General features: G+C 68.2%; 21 protein-coding genes, 2 pseudogenes and 1 riboswitch. Of the genes and pseudogenes, 11 read left to right on the top strand and 12 right to left on the bottom strand.

Annotated features, from left to right (window positions below; translation table 11 throughout):
- Positions 1–174: 174 nt before the first annotated feature.
- Together AC067N_RS14885 and AC067N_RS14880 are read right to left on the bottom strand one after the other, a co-directional pair.
- Positions 175–1596, bottom strand: coding sequence for a cation:proton antiporter (locus AC067N_RS14885; RefSeq protein ID WP_478679285.1), 1422 nt, complete (start codon positions 1594–1596; stop codon positions 175–177).
- Between the two features lie 7 nt (positions 1597–1603).
- The gene (locus tag AC067N_RS14880; protein ID WP_478679284.1) at positions 1604–2089 is read right to left on the bottom strand and encodes a cation:proton antiporter regulatory subunit; all 486 of its coding nucleotides are present in this window, start codon (positions 2087–2089) and stop codon (positions 1604–1606) included.
- Between the two features lie 259 nt (positions 2090–2348).
- Between AC067N_RS14880 and AC067N_RS14875 the strand changes: the two genes are divergently transcribed.
- On the top strand, positions 2349–2792 hold the full coding sequence (locus AC067N_RS14875; RefSeq protein ID WP_478679283.1) for a hypothetical protein: 444 nt from the start codon (positions 2349–2351) through the stop codon (positions 2790–2792).
- 299 nt (positions 2793–3091) lie between these two features.
- Here the strand turns inward: AC067N_RS14875 and AC067N_RS14870 are convergent, their stop codons facing one another.
- From AC067N_RS14870 to AC067N_RS14860, 3 genes and pseudogenes are all read right to left on the bottom strand, one after another.
- Complete coding sequence (locus AC067N_RS14870; RefSeq protein WP_478679282.1) at positions 3092–4354, bottom strand: MFS transporter; 1263 nt, start codon at positions 4352–4354, stop codon at positions 3092–3094.
- Positions 4355–4736: 382 nt separating this feature from the next.
- Positions 4737–5132 carry a hypothetical protein gene (locus AC067N_RS14865; RefSeq protein WP_478679281.1) on the bottom strand — a complete coding sequence of 132 codons (396 nt, stop codon included), beginning with the start codon at positions 5130–5132 and terminating at the stop codon, positions 4737–4739.
- Between the two features lie 226 nt (positions 5133–5358).
- Positions 5359–5610, bottom strand: a pseudogene (locus tag AC067N_RS14860) (PIN domain-containing protein); the annotation flags it as partial.
- A 971-nt stretch (positions 5611–6581) separates the two neighbouring features.
- Between AC067N_RS14860 and AC067N_RS14855 the strand changes: the two are divergent.
- From AC067N_RS14855 to AC067N_RS14830, 6 genes are all read left to right on the top strand, one after another.
- Positions 6582–8555 carry a sensor histidine kinase gene (locus AC067N_RS14855; protein ID WP_478679280.1) on the top strand — a complete coding sequence of 658 codons (1974 nt, stop codon included), beginning with the start codon at positions 6582–6584 and terminating at the stop codon, positions 8553–8555.
- Positions 8552–8962, top strand: coding sequence for a roadblock/LC7 domain-containing protein (locus AC067N_RS14850; RefSeq protein ID WP_478679279.1), 411 nt, complete (start codon positions 8552–8554; stop codon positions 8960–8962). Before AC067N_RS14855 ends, AC067N_RS14850 begins: the two co-directional genes overlap by 4 nt.
- Before the next feature lie 72 nt (positions 8963–9034).
- On the top strand, positions 9035–9394 hold the full coding sequence (locus AC067N_RS14845) for a hypothetical protein (RefSeq protein WP_478679278.1): 360 nt from the start codon (positions 9035–9037) through the stop codon (positions 9392–9394).
- On the top strand, positions 9391–10104 hold the full coding sequence (locus AC067N_RS14840; RefSeq protein ID WP_478679277.1) for a hypothetical protein: 714 nt from the start codon (positions 9391–9393) through the stop codon (positions 10102–10104). Before AC067N_RS14845 ends, AC067N_RS14840 begins: the two co-directional genes overlap by 4 nt.
- Before the next feature lie 456 nt (positions 10105–10560).
- Positions 10561–10848 carry a hypothetical protein gene (locus AC067N_RS14835; RefSeq protein WP_478679276.1) on the top strand — a complete coding sequence of 96 codons (288 nt, stop codon included), beginning with the start codon at positions 10561–10563 and terminating at the stop codon, positions 10846–10848.
- 27 nt (positions 10849–10875) lie between these two features.
- Positions 10876–11334 carry a PPC domain-containing DNA-binding protein gene (locus tag AC067N_RS14830; RefSeq protein WP_478679275.1) on the top strand — a complete coding sequence of 153 codons (459 nt, stop codon included), beginning with the start codon at positions 10876–10878 and terminating at the stop codon, positions 11332–11334.
- On the opposite strand, the gene AC067N_RS14825 is transcribed toward AC067N_RS14830, so the two are convergent.
- Positions 11321–11944 carry a nucleotidyltransferase domain-containing protein gene (locus tag AC067N_RS14825; protein WP_478679274.1) on the bottom strand — a complete coding sequence of 208 codons (624 nt, stop codon included), beginning with the start codon at positions 11942–11944 and terminating at the stop codon, positions 11321–11323. The genes AC067N_RS14830 and AC067N_RS14825 overlap by 14 nt on opposite strands.
- Before the next feature lie 334 nt (positions 11945–12278).
- On the opposite strand from AC067N_RS14825, the gene AC067N_RS14820 reads away from it, so the two are divergent.
- On the top strand, positions 12279–12770 hold the full coding sequence (locus AC067N_RS14820) for an ATP-binding protein (protein WP_478679273.1): 492 nt from the start codon (positions 12279–12281) through the stop codon (positions 12768–12770).
- Between the two features lie 222 nt (positions 12771–12992).
- On the opposite strand, the gene AC067N_RS14815 is transcribed toward AC067N_RS14820, so the two are convergent.
- The 5 genes from AC067N_RS14815 to AC067N_RS14795 form a co-directional block, all read right to left on the bottom strand.
- Positions 12993–13433, bottom strand: coding sequence for a hypothetical protein (locus AC067N_RS14815; RefSeq protein WP_478679272.1), 441 nt, complete (start codon positions 13431–13433; stop codon positions 12993–12995).
- On the bottom strand, positions 13430–13612 hold the full coding sequence (locus AC067N_RS14810; RefSeq protein WP_478679271.1) for a hypothetical protein: 183 nt from the start codon (positions 13610–13612) through the stop codon (positions 13430–13432). Before AC067N_RS14810 ends, AC067N_RS14815 begins: the two co-directional genes overlap by 4 nt.
- A gap of 593 nt (positions 13613–14205) precedes the next feature.
- On the bottom strand, positions 14206–14727 hold the full coding sequence (locus AC067N_RS14805; protein ID WP_275457433.1) for a hypothetical protein: 522 nt from the start codon (positions 14725–14727) through the stop codon (positions 14206–14208).
- A 364-nt stretch (positions 14728–15091) separates the two neighbouring features.
- The gene (locus AC067N_RS14800; RefSeq protein WP_355791729.1) at positions 15092–15289 is read right to left on the bottom strand and encodes a hypothetical protein; all 198 of its coding nucleotides are present in this window, start codon (positions 15287–15289) and stop codon (positions 15092–15094) included.
- 94 nt (positions 15290–15383) lie between these two features.
- Complete coding sequence (locus AC067N_RS14795) at positions 15384–15692, bottom strand: hypothetical protein (RefSeq protein ID WP_355791730.1); 309 nt, start codon at positions 15690–15692, stop codon at positions 15384–15386.
- Between the two features lie 75 nt (positions 15693–15767).
- Between AC067N_RS14795 and AC067N_RS14790 the strand changes: the two are divergent.
- Positions 15768–16136 (top strand): annotated as a pseudogene (locus tag AC067N_RS14790) (YxiG-like protein); the annotation flags it as partial.
- Between the two features lie 1279 nt (positions 16137–17415).
- Positions 17416–18363: a hypothetical protein gene (locus AC067N_RS14785; RefSeq protein WP_478679270.1), complete on the top strand. Its 948-nt coding sequence runs from the start codon at positions 17416–17418 to the stop codon at positions 18361–18363.
- A 180-nt stretch (positions 18364–18543) separates the two neighbouring features.
- On the opposite strand, the gene AC067N_RS14780 is transcribed toward AC067N_RS14785, so the two are convergent.
- Complete coding sequence (locus AC067N_RS14780) at positions 18544–19119, bottom strand: hypothetical protein (protein ID WP_478679269.1); 576 nt, start codon at positions 19117–19119, stop codon at positions 18544–18546.
- A gap of 522 nt (positions 19120–19641) precedes the next feature.
- Positions 19642–19828: riboswitch (cyclic di-AMP (ydaO/yuaA leader) on the top strand.
- 8 nt (positions 19829–19836) lie between these two features.
- Here AC067N_RS14780 and AC067N_RS14775 point away from each other — a divergent pair.
- A complete protein-coding gene (locus AC067N_RS14775; RefSeq protein WP_478679268.1) occupies positions 19837–20103 on the top strand; it encodes a hypothetical protein in 267 nt (88 codons plus the stop codon).
- Positions 20104–20335: the final 232 nt, after the last annotated feature.

Here is a 20335-nt window from a genome sequence, read left to right as displayed (position 1 = left end):
GCTCCTGAGGCGGCGAGCGGCGCCGGCGAGGGCACGCCTTCCGGACCGCCCGTCTTCGGACCGCCCGTCTTCGGACCGGCCGTCTTCGGACCGGCCGTCTTCGGACCGGCCGTCTTCGGACCGGCCGTCTTCGGACCGGCCGTCTTCGGACCGGCCGTCTCAGGACCGGCCGTCTCAGGACCGCTCGGCCGTGTCCCGCTCCTCCGCTTCCAGGGCCTCGTGCGTTTCGGCCACCGGTGAGGGGGCCGACGGCGAACCGCCGTCCGTGGACGTGGACGTGGACGTGGACGTGGACGTGGACGTGGGGGTGGCCGGCCGCCCGGCCGACGGCGCCCGCAGCCGCCCCGTCACCCACAGGGCGACCGGCTCGGTCCAACGGGCGGTGAGCGGGCCCGCGATGACCAGGATGAGGACGTACGCGGTGGCCAGCGGCCCGAGGGAGGGCTCGATGCCGGCGGTGACGGCGAGCCCGGCGATGACGATGGAGAACTCGCCGCGCGCGACCAGCGTGCCGCCCGCCCGCCAGCGGCCCTTCACGGAGATCCCGGCCCTGCGGGCCGCCCAGTAGCCGGTGGCGATCTTCGTCAGCGCGGTGACGACGGCCAGCACGAGCGCGGGCAGCAGCACCGGAGGGATGCTCGCCGGATCGGTGTGGAGGCCGAAGAAGACGAAGAACACGGCGGCGAACAGGTCCCGCAGGGGCGCCAGCAGACTGTGCGCCCCCTCGGCGACCTCACCGGACAGCGCGATGCCGACGAGGAACGCGCCGACCGCCGCCGACACCTGGAGCTGCTGCGCGAGCCCCGCGATGACGAGCGTCAGCCCCAGCACGACCAGCAGCAGCTTCTCGGGGTCGTCGCTCGAGACGAAACGGGAGACGTGGCGTCCGTACCGCACCGCGACCACCAGTACGAGCCCGGCCGTCCCGAGGGCGATGGCGAGGGTCGCGCTGCCCGCCGCGAGCCCCACCCCGGCCAGCAGGGCGGTGACGATCGGCAGATACACGGCCATCGAGAGGTCTTCGAGGACCAGGATGCTCAGCACGACCGGCGTCTCGCGGTTGCCGAGCCGGCCGAGGTCGCCGAGGACCTTGGCGATGACCCCGGAGGAGGAGATCCAGGTGACGCCGGCGAGCACGACGGCGGCGACCGGCCCCCAGCCCAGCAGCAGCGCCATGGCCGCGCCGGGCAGCGCGTTGAGCGCGGCGTCCACGAGCCCGGCCGGGTACTGGGTCTTGAGGTTGGAGACGAGATCGCTGGCGGTGTACTCCAGGCCGAGCATGAGCAGCAGCAGGATCACGCCGATCTCGGCGCCGATCGCCACGAACTCCTCGCTGGTGCCGAGCGGCAGCAGCCCGCCCTCCCCGAAGGCGAGCCCGACCAGCAGATACAGGGGGATCGGCGACAGCCGGAACCGGGCGGCGAACCGCCCCAGCAACCCGAGGCCGAGGATGATCGCACCGAACTCGATGAGGAAGACGGCGGAGGAGTGCCCGGAGGACTCGGCGGCCGACTGCACGGGCGCGGTGAGGTGCGGAGGAGCCTGAGCGGCGAGGGGAGCGGAGAACTGTGCGGAGAGCGGTCCGAGGAGATGCATGGGCCGCTCACTCCCGGCCGAGTATCGCGGCGGCCGCCTCCACACCCTCGCGGGTGCCGATCACGATGAGGGTGTCACCGCCGGCCAGCCGGAAGTCCGGGGCCGGTGACGGAATCGCCTCCGCCCGCCGCAGGACGGCCACGATCGACGCGCCCGTCTCGGTCCGCATCCGGGTGTCCCCGAGGACCCGCCCGTTCCAGTGCGACGTCGAGGCCAGCTCGATCCGCTCGGCGACCAGGCCCAGCTCGGTGGTGGACAGCAGGTTCGGGCTGTGGTGGTCCGGCGCCAGCGCGTCCACCAGCGCGCCCGCCTCGCTCCCCGTCAGCCGTACCGACAACGCACAGGCGTCCGGATCGTCCTCCCGGTACGCGCTGAACGTCCGCGACCCGTCCCGGTGCGCCACGACGGAAAGCCGCCGGTGCTCCCGGGTGTTGAGGTCGTACCGCACACCGATCCCCGGCAACGGCGTAGTGCTGAGGCGCGGAGCACCCACGGCTGGCCCCCTGTCCTGTTCTGATGTTTCTTCGGAGATCCGTCGGTGCCACCCTAACGAGACCCGACAACGGCCTGGCCGAGGCGGGACCGAGCCCCCGATGGGACAATCCATGTTCGGCCCCTCTCCGGCATCCACGCCGGTGACCTGCCCAGTACTCCTGCCGGCGGTCATGCGGACCGAGGCCACCGACCTCCACCCTCCGCTCCGGCCGCGGCCCCGCCAGGGCAGCGGGGAAGGACCGAAAGGAAGCGCAGGCATGATCCAGTGGGTGTCCCTGGGCACCGGCCCCCGCCCCGTACCCCAGCCCGTCTCCACACCCCTGGTGTGGGCGGCGGCGTTCGCCGGCGCGATGGCGCTGGTGGCCGTCCTCAACGCCCTGGTCGGCACGGACCGGCCGGGCCTGGCCCTGGCCGCGCTCTCCCTGCTGTCCGCCCTGCTCGGCCTCTACGCCCGCTTCACCGCCGCCCCCGGCACGGCCGCCCTGTGCTGGCTCTTCCTCAACGGCTTCGCCATACCCCCGGCCGGCGTCCTCACCTGGGCCAACCCGCGCGACACGTTCTGGCTGGTCTGCCTCCTCACGGCGGCCCTCACCGGCACCGCCCTGGCCCGGGTCCTCCAGGCCCGAGCGGCCTACCGCCGCCTCACGACCAGAGTCCTGCCGCCTGCCCAGGACACCTGGGACTGGCCGGGCGACGCGTGACCCGGGTCGGGACCCAGCCGCGGTCGACGCCTGACCCCTCACGCACGACGCCGGATGCCCGCCCCACGCCTGACGCCCCACGCCCATGACGGCCCACGCCCGACGCCCGACACCCTGACGCCTGAGGCCTGACGCCTGACGTCATGAGCCGATCAGCGCACGGGGCCCGTGTCACCCGAAGACCGGAACGGATTGCGCCGGCGCGGAGAACACCGCGAGCGACACGGGCGACACGGGCCCGTCGGCGATCCCGCCGTCCGGTGCCTCCGCAGCGCGGCCAGGTCGTGGGGACGGGTGGGTCAGCGGCGGTACGCGGTGGCGGCGACGGCGGGCAGGACGGCGAGGGCGAGGACGCCGCCGGTGAGGGCGAGGACGGGGTAGCCGGCGGCAGCGACGACCATGCCCGAGCTGATGCCGCCGGTCGCGCCGGCGATGGCGATGGAGACGTCGACCATGCCCTGGGTCTTGGCGCGGGTGGCGAGCGGCACGCTGTCGGTGATGATCGCCGTGCCCGACACGAGGCCGCAGTTCCAGCCGAGGCCCAGCAGGGCCAGGGCCAGCGCGAGGAGCGCGACGGAGTCGCCGGGCGCGGTGGCGGCGAGGACGCCGGACGCGAGCAGGGTGAGGCCGGAGAGGGCGGCGATCCACATCCCGCCGTACCGGTCGACCAGCCAGCCCGTCAGTGGAGAGGGCAGGTACATGGCGCCGATGTGGATGGCGATGACGAGGCCGGAGGCGGCGGTGCCGTGCCCGTGGTCGTGCAGGTGCACCGGCGTCATCGTCATGATCGCGACCATGACGAGTTGGGCGAGGATCATGACCAGCGCGCCCAGGACCACGCCTTTGCGGCTCCCTCGTACGGAGTCGACGGAGGCGGTCCCGTCGGCGGCGGCGCTCCTCTGCCCAGCGGCGGCGAGGGCGCGTGCGGTGAGCAGCGGGTCGGGGCGCAGCCAGAGGGCCAGTACGAGCGCGGCGAGGGCGTAGGCGGCGCCGGACAGCAGGAAGGGGCCGGCCAGTCCGGGGATGCCGAGGTGCTCGGCGAAGGTTCCGGTGGGAGCGGCGAGGTTCGGTCCGGCGACGCCGCCGAGGGTGGTAGCGACCAGGACCGTGGACACGGCCCGGGCACGGTGGTCGGGCTGGGCGAGGTCGGCTCCGGCGTAGCGTGCCTGGAGGTTGGTGGCGGTTCCGGCGCCGTAGACGAACAGGGCGATGAACAGCAGGACGGGATTGCCGAGGACGGCGGCGGTGATGACGCCGAGGCTGCCGATGGCTCCGGTGAGGTAGCCGGTGGCCAGGCCGGGCCGGCGGCCGCGGTTCTGGGAGATACGGCCCACGGCGACGGCGGTCAGAGCGGAGCCCGCGGTGAACAGGGCACTCGGCAGGCCGGCCAGGCTGGTGGTGCCCAGCATGTCCTGGGCGAGCAGGGCACCCACGGTGACACCGGCGGCGAGACCGGCGCCGGACAGCACCTGGGACGCGACCAGAACACGCAGGATGCGGCGCTGTGCCTGGGCGGCTTCGGGCAGGGAGCCGGTGGCGCCGGTCGATGCGGTCCTGGTCATGTCTCTTCCGGATGCCTTCGTCGCGTACGGCCGCACCTTCGTTCCGGGGGCCGGCGAGTGGAAGGGGGTGGGCGGTCAGATGGCGTCTCCCGGTCGGTGACCGGCCGGGTGCCGAAGCCTTCCACCCCGCCAGGGCCGAGCGGGGGAACGGCGGTGAACAGCCGCAGTCGGTCCACCACAGAAGTTTCCCCGGAAGCGTCCGCGCGGACAACGGCACCGAACAGGCAGGCCGCCGCCCGCGTGCTCCACTGAGATGGACGAAGCCCAGAGGCCCGGGCCGCTCTCGTGGTCCGGCCCCGCTGAGCCGACGGAAGACACGAGACTCGAACTCGTGAGGAGTTGCCCCCACACTCTCGGGGGCTATTCAGCAGGACCGAGCGTGCTAACCGATCTTCTGCCAGGGCATGCAGTCGGAGGTCTGAAACGCCTTGTCGCTCGTGTCGATCTTGACGATGGCCTGCCCTTCAGCGTTTCCGCTCGCGATGGTGTCCCCTGGCTCGCCGGTCGTGTCGCTCAGCCGAGCCCAGTAGCAGAGAGCGTTGTCCTTGCCGTCGCTGCGATATGTGCCCGGCTGTATGTCCTTGCCTACTAGGAAGACGCCGTCACCGGGGATCTCCGCAGTAGGTGTGGCGTTCTTCTTCGGAGTGCTGGGGGTGGCAGCCGGCAATTCCGTGGAAATCTGGGCCGTCTGGCCCGTTTGAGGCGTGGCAGTGACGGTCTGGGTAACAGAGGGGGGGTCCGCGGTGTCGTCTCTCGATCCCACCACGCTGGTGAGCACACCGACCAGTAGCCCGCCAAGCGCCGCTGCGGCATGGCTGAAGATCTTCCCGCGCCGTGAGGGGGTCGCTGGCGAAGACAGTGATTGGCCCCGCTGTGGTCCTGGCGGCGGACCTGTGGGCTTGTTTCCACTCATGCCCTCAGGCTGCGCCCCTCACTTGTAATCCGCTCGGAGAGCCTTCCGACGGAGGAACCGTCGGCTGCCTGCGGCTGGCCTGTGGCAGCGCTGTGCAGGAGCGTGCTGACTGCCAGGTGTGGTCGTAGGCGCGGTCGTCCACGGGAACATCAGCCGAATGCCCTCGATGGCGCACGCCCTGTCTGAGGCCGACCGGGTGCTGTGGAAGAACTCAAGCTCGGTGATCGGGCACGTGGCGATGAGCCCGGCGACTGCCGCTTGGTCCCAGCCGTACTGCTCCGCGTCCTCGCGCATGAACGGAGCGAGCGCGCTGGGCTCCGATCAGGAACTGGGCCGCGTTCACTGGGGGGAGTAGGCCTCGCGCCCTGGCTCTCGCCCAGCTGCGGGCCGCGGCCGGGGACGGCGCGTTCGTTCACCACGTCCGCGACCAGTCGTCATCCAACGTCGACAACCGTCCGGCCCGGCCGCCGAGTCCTACGCGGGCATCCCGCCATGAATGCCGGAGAGAGGGAGGGTCCGGTTGCCTGAGCTGGCGATGTACTCGACCGCGATCGCACCGGTGTCGATGGCATGGGCGACCTGGCGGACATCGCTGCACGAAAGGCGCTTCGCGTATCCGGCGACGATCTCCCTCGGTCTCCGTCGCGAAAGGCACCCCGCTGCCGCCGGGTCGGGTTCCGGTGCCGTCGTCGGTGCCTTGAGGCAGCCGGTCGGCCAGGACGTCCATGCCGGCGTCGGGGGATACTCGAGGCACGGGTTGCGGTGGTCCGGGTGCCGCGCCGCCCGATGTTCCTTCGCTGGGACGGCACGGCAGCTGCGGCAGGCACTTCTCGGCCGCCTCCGCACGACCAGTGAGTCGCCTCGACGGCCTGACGCGGATTTTTTCCGCGGTCAGGGGGCTGTGGCCGGGCGCGGGGAGGACACCTCGCCTCGTTCAGGCAACGACATCGCCGGCCGGCCAGTGCCGTCGCACGCATGCCGGGGATGCCCCGTACAGGAGCCACGCTCGTCGCGCTCCCGCCTCCACACCACACCCCTGTGCTTGACCATTCCGCGGTCACAATCTCCTGCTCTGCGGTGTGAGAGCGGCGCAACGGAATGTCCCACGCGGTCTAACAGTCAGGAAACCGGCCGCTAAGGCGGGCGGACTAGCTTCGTGACATGAGGGTGTGGATGCCCGTACGGCCGCTGCGCGGCAAGGTTGCCGCGATCGGCGAGGGCAGATTAGGCAAGGGCGGTTCAGTGCGCCGCCACGGGGGCCGAACGAATCCCGGGCGACGGCCGGTGCCTGGCTGGCGCAGCATCAGGGGCCGGGTGGCGGTGGTCATCACGGTCCCGATCTGCCTGCTGCTGGCGGTGGCCGGTCTCGCCGTGGACGGCCGCGCCGAGGCCCTCGGCGATGCCCGGACGACCCGTGCCGAGGTCGGCCTCAGCCTGCGCATCCAGGCCCTGGTGCACCAGCTGCAGCGCGCACGCGGCCTTACCAACGGCCTGCTGGGTGGTGAGAAGGAGTTCCGCCCACCGCTTTCCGCCACGCGCAAGCGCGTTGACACGGCTCTGCGCGGAATGCGCACCGAAAGCGCCGTCGAGGACGTCGTCCAGCGGCACTTGCGGCGTCTCGCCGACATCCGAGCCGCCGCCGACAGAGGCACCGCCGGCCAGGCCGCGACCCTCACCTTCTACACCAGCGCCGTCAACGCCCTGAACGCCGTCGATCCGGTGGCGGAGACCGCGACCGGCGCCGACCGCCAACTGCGCGACCGGCTCTCCGCGTTGCGCGAGCTGGCCGCCGCCAAGGAGTCCGTCGCCCTCGAACGCGGGCTCCTCAACGGTGTGTTCGCCCAAGGCGCCTTCCACGGCCGTGAGTACATCGACTTCACCGAGGTGCGAGCCACCCGCGTCGCCGCCCTCACCCGCTTCCGGCAGGTCGCCACCGCACCTCAGCGCGCGGCACTGGATAACGCCTTCGCGACCGAGGACGCCGAACGCGCCACCGCCTACGAGAAACAGGCGGAAGGCGCCGCCGACGGCTCCCCGCTGCGCGCCGACGCCCGCACCTGGTGGGATGCGATGACCGTACTCGTCGACGATCTGTACGCCGTCCAGCAGTCGGTCGGTGACGACGTACGGGACCGGGCCGACCGGCTCAGCCACGACGCCGAACTGGCCCTCGCCGCCTATCTCGTCACGGGCACCCTCGTCGCCGCCCTGGTCGCGGGCCTTGCCGCTGTCGCCTCCCGGTCGCTCACGCGCCCGCTCCGGGGACTCGCCGAGACCGCTCACGACGTGGCGCGCCGCCGACTGCCCGCAGCCGTCGCCCGTATCCAGCAGTCCCCGCAGGACTCTGCTCAGCTCCTGACGCCGGAGGACGCGCACGACACCGCCGATGCACGGCTGCTGGGCGGTGCGGCCGAGATCGCCGAGGTCGCGGCATCCCTGCAGCAGGTGGAACACACGGCCCTCCAGCTGGCCGCCCAGCAGGCCGGCCTGCGTCGCAACACCACGGAATCGCTCGCCAATCTCGGCCGCCGGAACCAGAGCCTCGTACGTCGCCAACTCAGCCTCATCACCCGCCTGGAACGGCAGGAACTCGACCCGGACGCCCTCGCCGAGCTCTTCGAACTCGACCACCTCGCCACCCGTATGCGGCGCAACGCCGAAAGCCTGCTAATCCTGGCCGGGCAGAATCCGCCAAGGCCCACGGCAGCGTCCGCCGACGGTCTGGAGGTCGTCCAGTCCGCGGTCGCCGAGGTGGAGCAGTACCGTCGAGTTCTGATCGCGGCCGTGGAGCCGGTGCGGGTGCGTGGGCACGCCGTCGCAGATGTCGCCCACCTCCTCGCCGAACTCATCGAGAACGGACTGAATTTCTCGCCGCCCACCGAACCGGTCGAGGTGCACGGCTGGTACGACACCGAGGACGACACATACTCCTACGGTGTCGTCGACCACGGCATCGGCATGTCCGAAGCCGACAAAGCGCGTGCGGGCGCCCTCCTCTCCGGCTCCGGCGAGGAGGCCCTCGTTGCCGCACCCACCCGGTTCCTCGGCCACCTCGTCGTCGGCCGACTCGCCCACCGCCTCGGTGAAGGCGCTCAAGTCCACCTCTTCGACACTCCGGGCGGCGGCCTGTCCGCCCTCCTTGTCCTCCCCGGGCGCCTGCTCGCCCCCGTGGAGGACCCCTCCACCCCACCCCCACCCGCCAGGCCCGCTGTCTCCTCCCTGCTCAACGGCTTCCGAGCAGGTGTCGCCCGCGCCGAAGCCAGAAACCCCCAAGGAGCGTCATCGTGACCACCGCCGTCCAGAGTTTCGGCTGGCTCGTCTCGGAGTTCGTGCGCACCGCCGACGGCGTCACCGATGCCGTCGCCGTTTCCTCCGACGGCCTGCTCATGGCCGCCTCGGACAGCCTCGGCCGAGATCGCGCCGATCACTTGGCCGCCGTCGTCTCCGGCATCACCAGCCTCGCCCAGAACGCGGCGACGGCACACGGCTTCCACGGCATGAAGCTCGTCATGATCGAAATGCTTGGGGGCTTTCTCATGGTCGGTCGAATCCGCGACGGCAGCTGTCTCGGCGTCCTCGCCGCCGAAGGGTGCGACGTGGGCCTCGTCGGCTACGAAATGGCCGTCCTCGCCGACCGCGTCGGCGAGCTGCTCACCCCGCAGTTGGTACGCGAACTGCACTCCGCGCCCAGGTGAGCCCAGCAGACCGCCGCCCGTCCCTGCCTCCGTCACCAGCGCGTGCCACGAACGGTGGCGTGGCCGGGCGGCTTGTCTTCCTCGTGCCGTGAGGCGCAGCAGATCGGCGATGCCTGCAACCCCAAGATCAGCGTCGACTACCAGGCGAACGTCTGGGACCGCTACAACTGGGACGAAGGCAAGGGCGTCAACGTCGGTCCGCTGGACATCCCCGACGGACAGATGGCCAAGTTGCACAGGGTGGGCCTGGCCCAGGAGTTCGACATGTCGGGCAGCAGCAGCGTCAAGCACTACGATCTCGGCTCCTCGGAGCCCAACGACGACCCGCTACCGGGTCCCGACGACAGCAGGGACGGACGCTTGAACCCCGGCCGAGAGCAACAGCAGGACCGAACGACCAGCAGGGCGGCGGGGAGAGCGGACGGCCGATGAACGACGTCTACGCGTACCGGGCACCCGAGGAAGGCGGAAAGGGCGGTCGTGGCGGCCGCCGCTGGTGGCTCATTGCAGGCGTGGCCGTCGGCGTGCCGGCCCTCTCGGGCGCCGTGACCGCGGCGGGGTGGCTCCTCGCTGACCAGGGCGGCGACGGCCCCGGCGACCGCGTGGCGGAACAGGCGGCGGACACGAGGTGGGCCGAGGGGATCACGCCGGAGTGGATGAGCGAGCAGATGGGCCTTGACGTCCCGGTCGCGGCCCGGTCTCCCCAGGCCGCGTACGAGGTCACCTCCCGCTTCGACACGGGCCTTCTCACCTTCACGCTGACGGGGTCCGAGGCGGAGACCTACCTGGAGGAGCATCCCCCGGAGGGCAAGTGGCTGGAGCCGTCCTCCGCGCAGGCCCACGTCACTCCTCATGACTTCGCGCACCTCGGGCTCCCGGAACCGGAGACGTTCAAGGACGGCATGCGCTACGGCTACGTCTGCCCCGACGCTGCCAAGGCCACCGAGGATCCCGGCGCCTCCGGCACCCCTGACAACCCGCACGGCACGTCCGACGCCTATGACACGTCCGACGAGCGCTGCATCCGTCTGTACGCACACGAGTTCTCACCCAAGCGAACCCGTATCTACCTCCGGGCCCACTTCGAACCCGGCATCAGCCCTCTTCCCGCGACCCCGTCCTCATCACCATCGGCGGACTGAGGTCCTCGTCGGCGGCCGACCCGAAAACAACGTGATGTCGAATGGCGGCGGATGATGTGCGGCTCGGTTCATGCGGCCCCGGCAGGGCTCAGGGTGACCTGGAAGCCGAGTTGCTGAAGGCGGCGTACGGCCTGCCGGGCGGCGCGGTCGGGGGCGAGCCGGAGGAAGTCGGTGCGCTGCGCCAGGCGAGGAGAATGCCTTGAGTGCCGGGAATGAGTGAGACGGAGCACGTCGAAGGGCCCCACCGCGAACGGTGGGGCCCTTCGACATCGTGCCCGGTGAGGCACTGGCGGAGGATACGAGATTCGAACTCGTGAGGGATTGCCCCCAACACGCTTTCCAAATGTTCGTCTGGGGGGTCGGCGGAGATCGTACGTGTCCTGACCTGCGGCGGAGCGTCCGAGGTGGCCTCGTTTGGACGGGGCCGGACGGGGGTGAATGAGACCAAAACGACTCGTGGTTGCGGCCTTCGGCGTCGGCCACGTCCCGGAGCGCCTCGTCGAAGGACTCACCAAGCTTGCGTCCCGCATCCCCGTGGTCCTTGCCTCCCGCATCGGCAACGGACCCGTCCTGTCCGACACGTACGGCTTCCCAGGCTCCGAGAAGGACCTCCTCGGACGAGGACTCATCGGCGCCGGAGACCTCAGCCCGTACCAGGCGCGGCTCCTGTTGCAGGCCCTGCTTGCCCAGGGCGCCGACGGAGCGACGGTCCGCGAGACCTTCACCCCCGCCTCCGCCCGCTGATCCCACCCCGTCAGGAGACACCCGCACATGCGCGCTCACGAGCTGACCGTCGGCCGTACCTTCGGCGTCACCTTCGACCACGGGGAGGACTTCTTCGAGGCGCTGTCCACCTTCTGCCGGAACAACGGCGTACGGCAGGGCTACATCCCCTCGTTCATCGGAGCCTTCGAGGAGGCCGAGATCGTGGGTGCCTGCGAGAAGCTCGCCGACCCGGACGCACCGGTCTGGGCGAAGACGTACGTGACCAACGTCGAGGTGTTCGGCGCGGGCACGATCGCCCACGACCCGGCCACCGGCGGGATACTTCCGCACATCCACGTCTCCGCCGGCCTGAAGGCCCAGTCGGCCGACGGCAGGACGAGCCATCTCCTCAGCGCCAAAGTCCAGTTCCTCAGCGAGCTGCTGATCCTGGAGGTCACGTCGCCCACCATGACCCGGCCCCGGAACCCCGACCTCTACGACGTTCCGCTGCTCACGTTCGGCTGACCGGCAGGAGCCGGTGAATCCAGGGGTGGCCGGGCACGATCACCTTGATCGCGTCCGCCAGCCAGGCGCGTGCCGGAGCGTCGAGCTGCGGCAGTACCGCTTCGAAGTCGGTCTCGTCCTTGTCCCGGGTCGCCTTTGCCTTGTAGAAGAGCTGCACCTCGGGCGCGAGATACGGGATGCCCGCCTCGCTCGTCCGTCCGAGCTGGTCGATCGGGAGCCGGATCTCCGTGGTTCGCCGCGAGACCCACTGGGTGCCCTCGGCCTCGTCCAGCATGAGCTGCACCGACCAGGGTGCCTTGGACGTGCGGCGGCACCAGATGTCGTGGAGCGGCGGCCGAAGGACCTCTCCAGGACGCCACGGTCGCAACTCCCCCTGGCCGGGCGGATCCGCCACGTGCAGGTCCCAGTCGGCCAGCAGTTCATGTACGAGGGCCTGGTCACGCCGGAGGACGAGGACGTCGAGATCGCCGTGTGCGCGCAGCTCGCGGCCGACCGCGAGTTCGATCGCGTAGCCACCGGCGATCCACCACGGGAAGTCCGCATTGGCGAAGACCGCGGCCACATCCTCGGGTCGATCCGGTACCCAGCGTCCCAACACGTCAGCACTCACCCGCCCATACTCCCAGTGACCAGACGGGCGGAAGCGCAGGCCGACGGCGGGTCGGGTGTCGGCGGTCTCGCTCGAGTGCCTTTTCGCTCGCTGGCCCTCGCGCTCATAAACGCCCATGAGCATCAGGGGCACCGGCGGCCGTCGTTGAGTGCGTGACTCGCGACCGGTCTCATGGCTGGTGCCTGAGCCACGATCCTCCCGGGGTCGCGCGCCCGAAGCCGGGGTGCTTCCTGCGGCCGTACGCCTCTCAGTGGCGTGCCTGACGCGCTTCCGCGACCACGTCGCAGCTCCGGGAGACGGCCACCGACGTCACCCACAGGAGGTCCGCCGCCCGATGATCAGCGCGCCGTCCGCCGCTCTCGGCCTCGTGTACCGCTGGACCGACCACACCATCAACCCGACCGGCGAAGCCCGCGCGGTTCTGCGACGTGTCCTCAAGGATCTGGGCCTGTCAGGAGACGTCGTCAGCGACGGAGTCCTGGCCGTCTCCGAGCTCGTGGCGAACGCGCACGAGCACGCGCGCGGCCCGTACGAGGTACACCTTCGATCTGCTGCGGGAAGATACATCTGCGAGATCCACGACGGCGATCCTCTGCTTCCCATGGGCCTCTACGCGACTGCCTTGTCCCAGGCGGAAGTCGCCTCGGTGGAGGCGGCGACCGGGCCGCTTGACGAGCGTGGGCGGGGGTTGGTCATCGTGAATGAATTGGCCCGAGGCCAGTGGGGTTACCACGTGACGGACTGGGGCACCAAGGCCGCTTGGGTGGTTCTGGCGGAGGCTTCGGCGGGGAGGAAACCAGTAGGCCCGGCCTGGTTGGCTTCGTAAGCGTGAGCGAGCAACGTTTGTCGACGGCTTTGGGCAGCGCTTAGCGATCAACAGCTCGAAAATGTCGATGAGAACTGACAACGCTGGAAGAGTCGGGGCTTGCTCCCGATGCCGTGGTGGGGGTCTGACCCCGATCCGGGTCAAATGGGGCATGCGCCTGCTGGGCATCCCCCTGGCGCAAGTGGAGCGACACGGGACAGAGGCGCTCACGGGTCAGAATCGTCATGCCGAGACCTCCGCTTGTTGCCAACTCCGCCCAAGCGCGTCACGGTGGTTGCCGCTGTGGCCATGCTGCTGGGTGCACAGCAGGCGGTCGGGCCAGGTGTCGTCGGTATCTGGCTGGCCGTCCACCCGATCACCGGTCAGCGGCTCGCGGCCGGGGCGTCGCTCCAGACACTGGGACCCGACAAGGCTGGTGAGGGCGGTGCGCAGCGGGCTGGGGGCGACGTTGGTGCGCTGGCTGGCGATCTCCGCCAGGTGCTTGGGGATGAGTTCCAAGACCACCTGGAGTGCGGCCTGCGGGTCGGCAGCCTGGCGGCAGATGTCGGCCAGTTCCTTGGCCTGCTTCGCGATGACCAGTCTCCCAATCGGCGTGATTTGGCCGTTCTTGGCGACGACGGTGTCCGGAGGAAGCGCGTCGAGGTCGATGTCGGTGGTGGTCATGCGATCGCTTCCTCCTCGGCCTCATCCGATGCGCGCTCGTCCACGGGAGGGATCACGAACTTCTGGAGAAGCGTGTAAGCGCGGCTGAGCTCTGAGCCGCCATCGCGCTTCATGAGTTTGTGCAAGCCGATTCCGGCCTCGACCAACAGGGTCGTGACGCCGCAGTACGAATCGGACATGGCTCGGAGTTGCTGCCAGGAGATTGGGGCGGGCTCGGAGACGAGGGCTGTGGACGTGGTGGAGACGCATTGTCCGTCAGGGGGTGGCGTCGTCGTTGGCGTCTCGGGGACTACGGCAGTCATGGTTGTTCTCCTCCAGCGGTCCACGCGCGGAGTGGGGGTACGCGCCGTTGTGGCGGCAGGTGGATGAAATTCACGGTCGGTGCCCAGCACCGGGACACCTCAGGGCCACTGGCGGATGCAGGCCGTTCGCCCAGGTCCGCGTCGATCCGATCATGGCAACTGAGACCAAAACTGAGACCACGGCACGACAAGGGCCCCGACCATGATCTGGTCGGGGCCCTCATATCCGCTGGTCAGCGGCTGCGGAGGATACGAGATTCGAACTCGTGAGGGGTTGCCCCCAACACGCTTTCCAACTGTGGTGGTGGGACGGTGGGCTGTGTGCAGGGGCGTTCACCTGCGTTCATAGGCGGCCCGCTCGTGGGCTTGCCCCCGACGCCTGGTCTCGTCTGAACGGCCGTGAACGGGGCTGAATGAGACGGAAACTGAGACGGCCCCGGCAGGCTATGAGGGCACGCAGACTCTGGTGCTCAGGCCTGTGTCTGCCTGTGTTCATCGTGGCTGGATGCCAGGGGGACGAACGGGAGTTCGGGGATGCCAAGTTCTTGGCGCATGGCCGCTGCTGCGGCCTGGGCGGCCTTGTAGTACGTGTGCTGTGCGGTCTGGAAGGCCCCGTCAGTGACTTGCGCACCCTCTGCGAGGAGGTCACGTAGCGTACGGACGGTGCGGAACGCGTCGACACCCAACTCCACTACACGCGGCGGAGCGAGCATCGTCAGGCCGAAGCGCTGCTCGAACAGACCAGACTCGGAGAAGGCCGCGCGGACCGCACGCCTGCGCTCTTCCGGCATGTCGTAGGTTGCCTCGGCGGCAAAACGCATGCCTTCGGTCGCACGGGCCAAGTGGGCGAGGTAGGTCACGAAGGTCTCACGCAAAACGGTCTGCGCGTCGGCCTGTTGGGCGCGTTTCCAGCGGTCTCGGTCCACGACGAACGTTGCGACGATGCCGGCCAGTGCACCGGCTATGGCACTCAGAGGTGCAGTCCAGTCCATGAGAGGCACTGTATTGACTCCACGAGGGGGCTGCCGAAGCAAGAACGGCACCTGCGGGTGACGCTCTCAGCTTGGGAAGCTTGGGTCTTCTGGAGGCGGTAACTCTTCTGACCTGCGGTGGGCCTAGAACGGCGGTCCGGGTGGTTGCCGACTTGTTCCCCGCTGTTCCCCGTGGTTCTCCGCGAGATCTGGCACGCATCTGGCACGTCCACGAGGCCAGGCCCCCGGCGCCCTGCTCGGCCGGTGCCAGCTTCAGGGACCGATCGATGGCGGTTGCGTCGATGACCCATGAGTGCACGCTTGTCCGCCGGGGTCGCCTCCGGGGCCGGTGCCCCATGGCGCGGTGTGATCAACGAGATTGCAACTACGGGAGCAGTGCGGTCTTGCGGCAGGTTCGGCAGAGGGTCTTTCTCAGCGCTTCCGCCTGGTCGAGAGGCATCGGCGTGACGCTGTGCGTCCCGACTCCCTGGGTGGTGTTCCCCAGTTGCCCGGAGCTGATGTCCGCGCAGTTCTCGTAGAGGTGGTAGCGGTCTCCTCGCTCAGGCACGTATACGTCACTCATGCCAGCTCCTTCGTTGGAGAGGTCGGGAAGATCCCGCCGTGACGGGGGATCGGCGCGGCGGGGCCTGGCGCAGGCCGGGCCGGTTGATGAGGCGTCAGCGGCGGCGGAACACGCAGATGAGGCCGGCGCGTTCATCGCCGCTGAGGGTCTTGCTCTCAGCTGTCGCCATGTTGGCCAACACCCACCCTTCGGCTTCGATGGCTTCGATCTGCTCGCCTACGCCGGTCATCGGTCCGGTGTAATCGATGCTGCCCCCGCTCGCCTCGATGATCTTGTAAACAAGGACGGCGCGTCCTTCGGCGTAGGCCGTACGCGCTTCGTCAGTGGCACCGTGCACCTTGGCGTTTTTGATGGACTCGACGAACTCGGCACCGAACGCCTTGGCGTTGTTGATGAACCCCATGGCTCCCCCCAGGAATGTTGAGATGAAAGATCCATCGTCCCGACCGGTGTGGACGGTGTGAAGGGGCGTGACGTGGCTGTGACGTTTCCCCGCACAGACGTCGAGCCAGCGTATCTGCGGTACCTCTTCCGGTACTGCATTGAGGCCCGGTGCGAATCGTCCGTCCTGCCAGAGACCTGGCGTGTCTCTTTGGACGATCGCCTCATCGATCATGAGACGGGCGTCGACCTTGACGGATACGTCTGGGGCGTGAAGTGGCACTCCCTGTACCCAGGTGCGAAGGTCCTCCCGGAGTCGGAAGCGACCCGTCGTTGGGCGCAAGCCTTGGGGATCGACTTCCATGAGGTTCGCATCGAGACCAACGCGCACCGCCTCACCCTGCTCTTCTCGGACCTGCAGATCAGCGAGGTGCCGGACGACTACGCGTCCCTTTCCACGAAATAGCGGGCATCCCTTCCGCCCCTACGAGCTGCTGAGTGGACGTAGTGGCACGCGGTGGCAGGCCCCCGAACACGACGGAGGGTCAGCCTGGGAGGAAACCCTCCTGAGCTGGCCATTTTGCTGTGCCCCCGGCAGGCTTCGAACCTGCGACACCCGCTTTAGAAGTTCGATCCGGGCCCGGTGCGGTGGGGACTCGCCTCGCGCACTGGCGCCGTACATGGCCGCTGGTTGTCGGCCGCAGTCCGTGCTCGTTGATGTCAACGTTGGATGTCAGCGGAACAGCCCCGGGAGCGGGCAGACCTCCATTGGTTCGTCCGGCCGGTCTGCCCAGCTCCACCAGATATGCCGATCGGCACACCGCCACAGCGACCGGCAGGTCCGCCGGCCATCGTCCTCCCGTTCGGTGAGCACCAGGCCACCAGACTTCATGGGTTGGCTGCATGCAGGACAGGTCGGGGCCTCGTTGATCAGGCGGCGCACCCTAACGGAGCGACCTCTTCGTCCCGAAGCAACTTGGGTGTGTTCTCGACCTTGGACTGGTGCGCCCCTCACCTGCTGCGATGGTCCGTATGTGTGCGTGGCTGTCTGCTGGTGTGCGTTGGCGTTGTCACGCAGTTAGACACTCACTGACGGGTGTGATCGCGTCCGCCAGCCCGCGCCTCGGAACCTCTGTGGTGTGGCTCTGATTCGTTCAGACCGCCCGAGTGACTGCTGCGCGGCTCCTTATTTCGTCCAGCCGTGTACGCGGTGACGATGCCACCGAGCACGGCCGCTCCCGTGCTGAGCGGAGTCGCCAGATCAGGGACCACCCAGACACCGAGGACGACACCGATCGCCAGGAGTCCAGCCGGGACGATCCAGGGCGGACGGCCGGGGGCCTGGGAAGTGTTACCCCCGAGGCGTACATTCATGGAGACACCTTCTTCGTGACATGCGTTAGCGGACTTGGGTGTTGAGAGCGGCCCCTCGTTGCGCCGGGGGGCCGCTCGTCGTTCGGTGCTGCCACTTTGCTGCATCCGGCGCCAAATTGCGGGTACCGCCCCCAAACCCCTTGGCCCGCATGTAGTTTGTCGCGGTGAATGAGGACTTCGCAGGTGAGGGGCAGGTTGCCTTTCGGGCCAAAGGGTCAGAGGGGATCGGCTCCGTGATCGAAACCCTTTGGCCCGCATGTAGTTTGTCGCGGTCTCCGAAGTCTCCGCAGGTCGGGCACCAGGTGCTTCGCGGGCTAAAGGGTCGGAGAGGGTTTGACGTGCCGAGGAATGCTGAGCGCCGGGCTCGTCGTGTGCAGGCCCTTGAAGCCGTGTCAGAACGGATCGAGCACGCGACGCGTGTGGTGCGGGGGCTGCATGCGCGCGGCGGCAACTGGCCTGCCCAGGTGCGCTTTCGGGCGCCGCTGTTCACCGGACCGCCGATGACTCCACCCCCCATCGCCCGAATATCTGCGCCGCGCGGCTTAAATCTGCAGGTATACCTTCTTGCGGTATTTGAAGCACAGAGTAGGAAGCGAGGAGGAATAGCGGGGGCTTGCCCACTCCCGATTTCAGGAGGGGAGGTTTCGTGGACTGATTTGATTGTCTCGTCGGCCAAGCAGAACATGCAGGCGAAGGTTCCGGTTACCGCGAATCAGAATCGGATTCGCCAAGTGAAGTCCGCTATCAAGAGGCTTGCTGACGAGAATCTCGTTTTGAGAAACGTTGGGGAGCCGGGTAATGCGCTTCCTCTCATGCTATTGCACGAGTCCGGTCTTGCTGAGCCAGAGAAGCGCGGGTATATCATCCCCGAGCTCTACGAAGGTGCGCGAACTGTAGTCAACCTTCCTGTACAGTTCTTCACCAATGGTTGGGTTTACGTGCTCACTGATGCCGAAATCAGGATGTACTTGATCTTAAGGCATCTTGCAGCCCGCTTCCCTGAAGCGCACATCCTGCAAGGTGTCTACTTGAGTGAGAGAGACAGAGAATGGCTTTACGGAATTTCACGCGATGTCTATGAGGCGCACCTGATGCTTTCTAGGTTCGGACTAATTGAGCTGGCCCCCAATCCCTTGCGTCACCGGGATGGCAAGGTGGTGGATTTCGGTGAACTTTTGAAGAAGGGTGGCGTGATACCGCCGCATCGGTTCAGGATCGTGGGTGATTCACCTTTCTTCGAGTTGCCTATAGGGAAAGTTCGAAGGGCCTTGCTCAATTACCCTCCGAGTCGCGCGCAAATGGAAAGCCGAATCCAGTAACCGTGTCTGCGGTTTGGTTCGGAGTTCCGAGGTTCCTGGCAGAGGCCTCCCGCGTTGCGCTGCGTGCTCTGGTTGTTGGCGTTGTTCGAGTGCCTTGGGCACAGCCCCCGCGACAGCTCCCCAAGCTGCTTCACACGCGCGTGAGGGCGGCCAGACCGGCGGCCCCCTACCGGCGACGACTCAACGTCTGGATCTGAGCTGGCCCAGCACCCTGCGCCACCGAGGGACGAACGGCTCAGGCTCCAGTTCGGGTTCCGGCCCAAGCTCCATCACCAGGCCGGACAGATCCTTGATCCGTGCCGTCCGATGCTTGCCGTTGGTGAGCCGGGCCCGGATTACGAGACGCCTGGGGTTCTCCCCGTCGTGCATCAGCGCGCTGGGCCGAAGCTCCCGCTGATAGGGCAGACCACCGAGAGCCGGGATCACCTTCGGCTCGGTGAACCACTCTCCCCCAGGGCCCTTCCTTTGCGTGGTTTTCCGTTCCCACCAACGGCCGTGGACGGGGATGAAGTCAATACGCTCGACACCCATAGGAGTCACGCCACGGTTCGCCAACCGGAGACGGATGAGATACCCGCGCTCATACCGTGGCTTAGGGTTCACCGGACTCATCAGGTGCCGTTCCACGATGACGTCCACCTCGGGGCGGACTCGCCTGTAGGTGAGCCACGCGATAACCATGTTGCACACGGCGCCTACTGCGCTGGCACCGGCTACCCACAGAGCAGCGACCGCTAGGCCTGGGTTCTGGGTCATGTCCCGAGTCTGCTCAGCCGGCCACTCTCTGACGAGCCTCCCGCCGAGACGTGCCGGACGTGTCGCCCTGGTGGCCTCTTAAAGCCACACGGTCTCCTGGACGCCCTTAGGGCACCATCTGTGGCTCCGGGATGAGCATCCCGCCAAGGCGGGCTCACGCGCCGTCAGGCGCCGCCGCAGGGGCGCCTTCAGCGCCCGTAGCCGCTCCCTCGCATCCGAGCCGATCGCACCGTCAGGACGACCCCCACATCAAGATCAATTTCTGTCAATGGCGTAGGTCACACTGATAGGCCGTCAACAGCTCGTGTTGGGTGCATGTCAACCCGCGGCGCTGCGCAACACGCCGGTCTGAACTGGGCAGTTGTCCCGCAAGCCTGAATTGGCGGGTGGTGAGTAAGTTCACAAAAGTGGTGATCAGATTTGAAATTCCGGCGATCCCGAGTGAACGTCTTCTCTAAGCCCTCACCGTCCCTGGTGAGGCGGTCCAGCCGGACGCCGAGCCCTGCCGCCGACTGGATGACCACACATCTCACATCAAGATCGGCAGGAGCGGGGGACCCAAGGTAAGCGCCGTTGCGTGGCTGACTCTGATGAAGCGCCAGATTGCGTACGGCTTGGGGTGAAGTCGCATCCCCGTGAGGGACGCGGCCGGACCACTTCGCCAGTCCGAACCCGACAGCTCACCTCGCAGGCGGCTAGCGAAGGTGAAGGTTGCACATGAGTGCGACGCACAACAACCCCCAGGTCTCGGGTGCTGGTTCCGGCTCCGGTGGTGGAAATGGGGACGACGGGTCCAAGATCCGCAAGTTCGAGGCGGTGATCATCGTGCTCTTGGGGATGATCGCTGGAATCCTCGCCGGGATCGGCAGTCGGACCATGGACAACGCCTCGATGTTCGAGGCGATCACTACGGGGGTTGTGGTGGGAGTCGGGCTTCCCGGCTTCATCATCATGATCATCCGCTACATCCGGAACCAGAACTGACCCGGGTCTAGCGACTCACCTTCCGGTAGTCCCCTCTATGCCGTGGGGGCACCGACAACAGGACGCGCTGCCACGGTGACCCCGTAGGAGTCGCGGACGGAGCGGGAGAGGTCTTGGCCATCGCCAGGGCCTCTCTTTCGTTGCCCTGGACGGTAGGTGCTGTGCCTCGAAGTTCCCTACGGCCGTCTCAGGCCCTCCCGGGTTGCCGAGGGTCGGTGGAGCGGCTTTGGGG

It is taken from the genome of Streptomyces sp. NPDC042364 (assembly GCF_056437585.1).
This window is presented reverse-complemented; position numbering and strand designations above follow the sequence as displayed.

Bases quoted from the DNA above. Each gene is read 5' to 3' on its own strand.
- AC067N_RS14870 (WP_478679282.1), bottom strand. From the start codon at position 4,354: ATGACCAGGACCGCATCGACCGGCGCCACCGGCTCCCTGCCCGAAGCC.
- AC067N_RS14810 (WP_478679271.1), bottom strand. From the start codon at position 13,612: ATGTCCGATTCGTACTGCGGCGTCACGACCCTGTTGGTCGAGGCCGGA.
- AC067N_RS14885 (WP_478679285.1), bottom strand. From the start codon at position 1,596: ATGCATCTCCTCGGACCGCTCTCCGCACAGTTCTCCGCTCCCCTCGCC.
- AC067N_RS14820 (WP_478679273.1), top strand. From the start codon at position 12,279: ATGATCAGCGCGCCGTCCGCCGCTCTCGGCCTCGTGTACCGCTGGACC.
- AC067N_RS14840 (WP_478679277.1), top strand. From the start codon at position 9,391: ATGAACGACGTCTACGCGTACCGGGCACCCGAGGAAGGCGGAAAGGGC.
- AC067N_RS14805 (WP_275457433.1), bottom strand. From the start codon at position 14,727: ATGGACTGGACTGCACCTCTGAGTGCCATAGCCGGTGCACTGGCCGGC.
- AC067N_RS14780 (WP_478679269.1), bottom strand. From the start codon at position 19,119: ATGACCCAGAACCCAGGCCTAGCGGTCGCTGCTCTGTGGGTAGCCGGT.
- AC067N_RS14815 (WP_478679272.1), bottom strand. From the start codon at position 13,433: ATGACCACCACCGACATCGACCTCGACGCGCTTCCTCCGGACACCGTC.
- AC067N_RS14875 (WP_478679283.1), top strand. From the start codon at position 2,349: ATGATCCAGTGGGTGTCCCTGGGCACCGGCCCCCGCCCCGTACCCCAG.
- AC067N_RS14795 (WP_355791730.1), bottom strand. From the start codon at position 15,692: ATGGGGTTCATCAACAACGCCAAGGCGTTCGGTGCCGAGTTCGTCGAG.
- AC067N_RS14800 (WP_355791729.1), bottom strand. From the start codon at position 15,289: ATGAGTGACGTATACGTGCCTGAGCGAGGAGACCGCTACCACCTCTAC.
- AC067N_RS14775 (WP_478679268.1), top strand. From the start codon at position 19,837: ATGAGTGCGACGCACAACAACCCCCAGGTCTCGGGTGCTGGTTCCGGC.
- AC067N_RS14830 (WP_478679275.1), top strand. From the start codon at position 10,876: ATGCGCGCTCACGAGCTGACCGTCGGCCGTACCTTCGGCGTCACCTTC.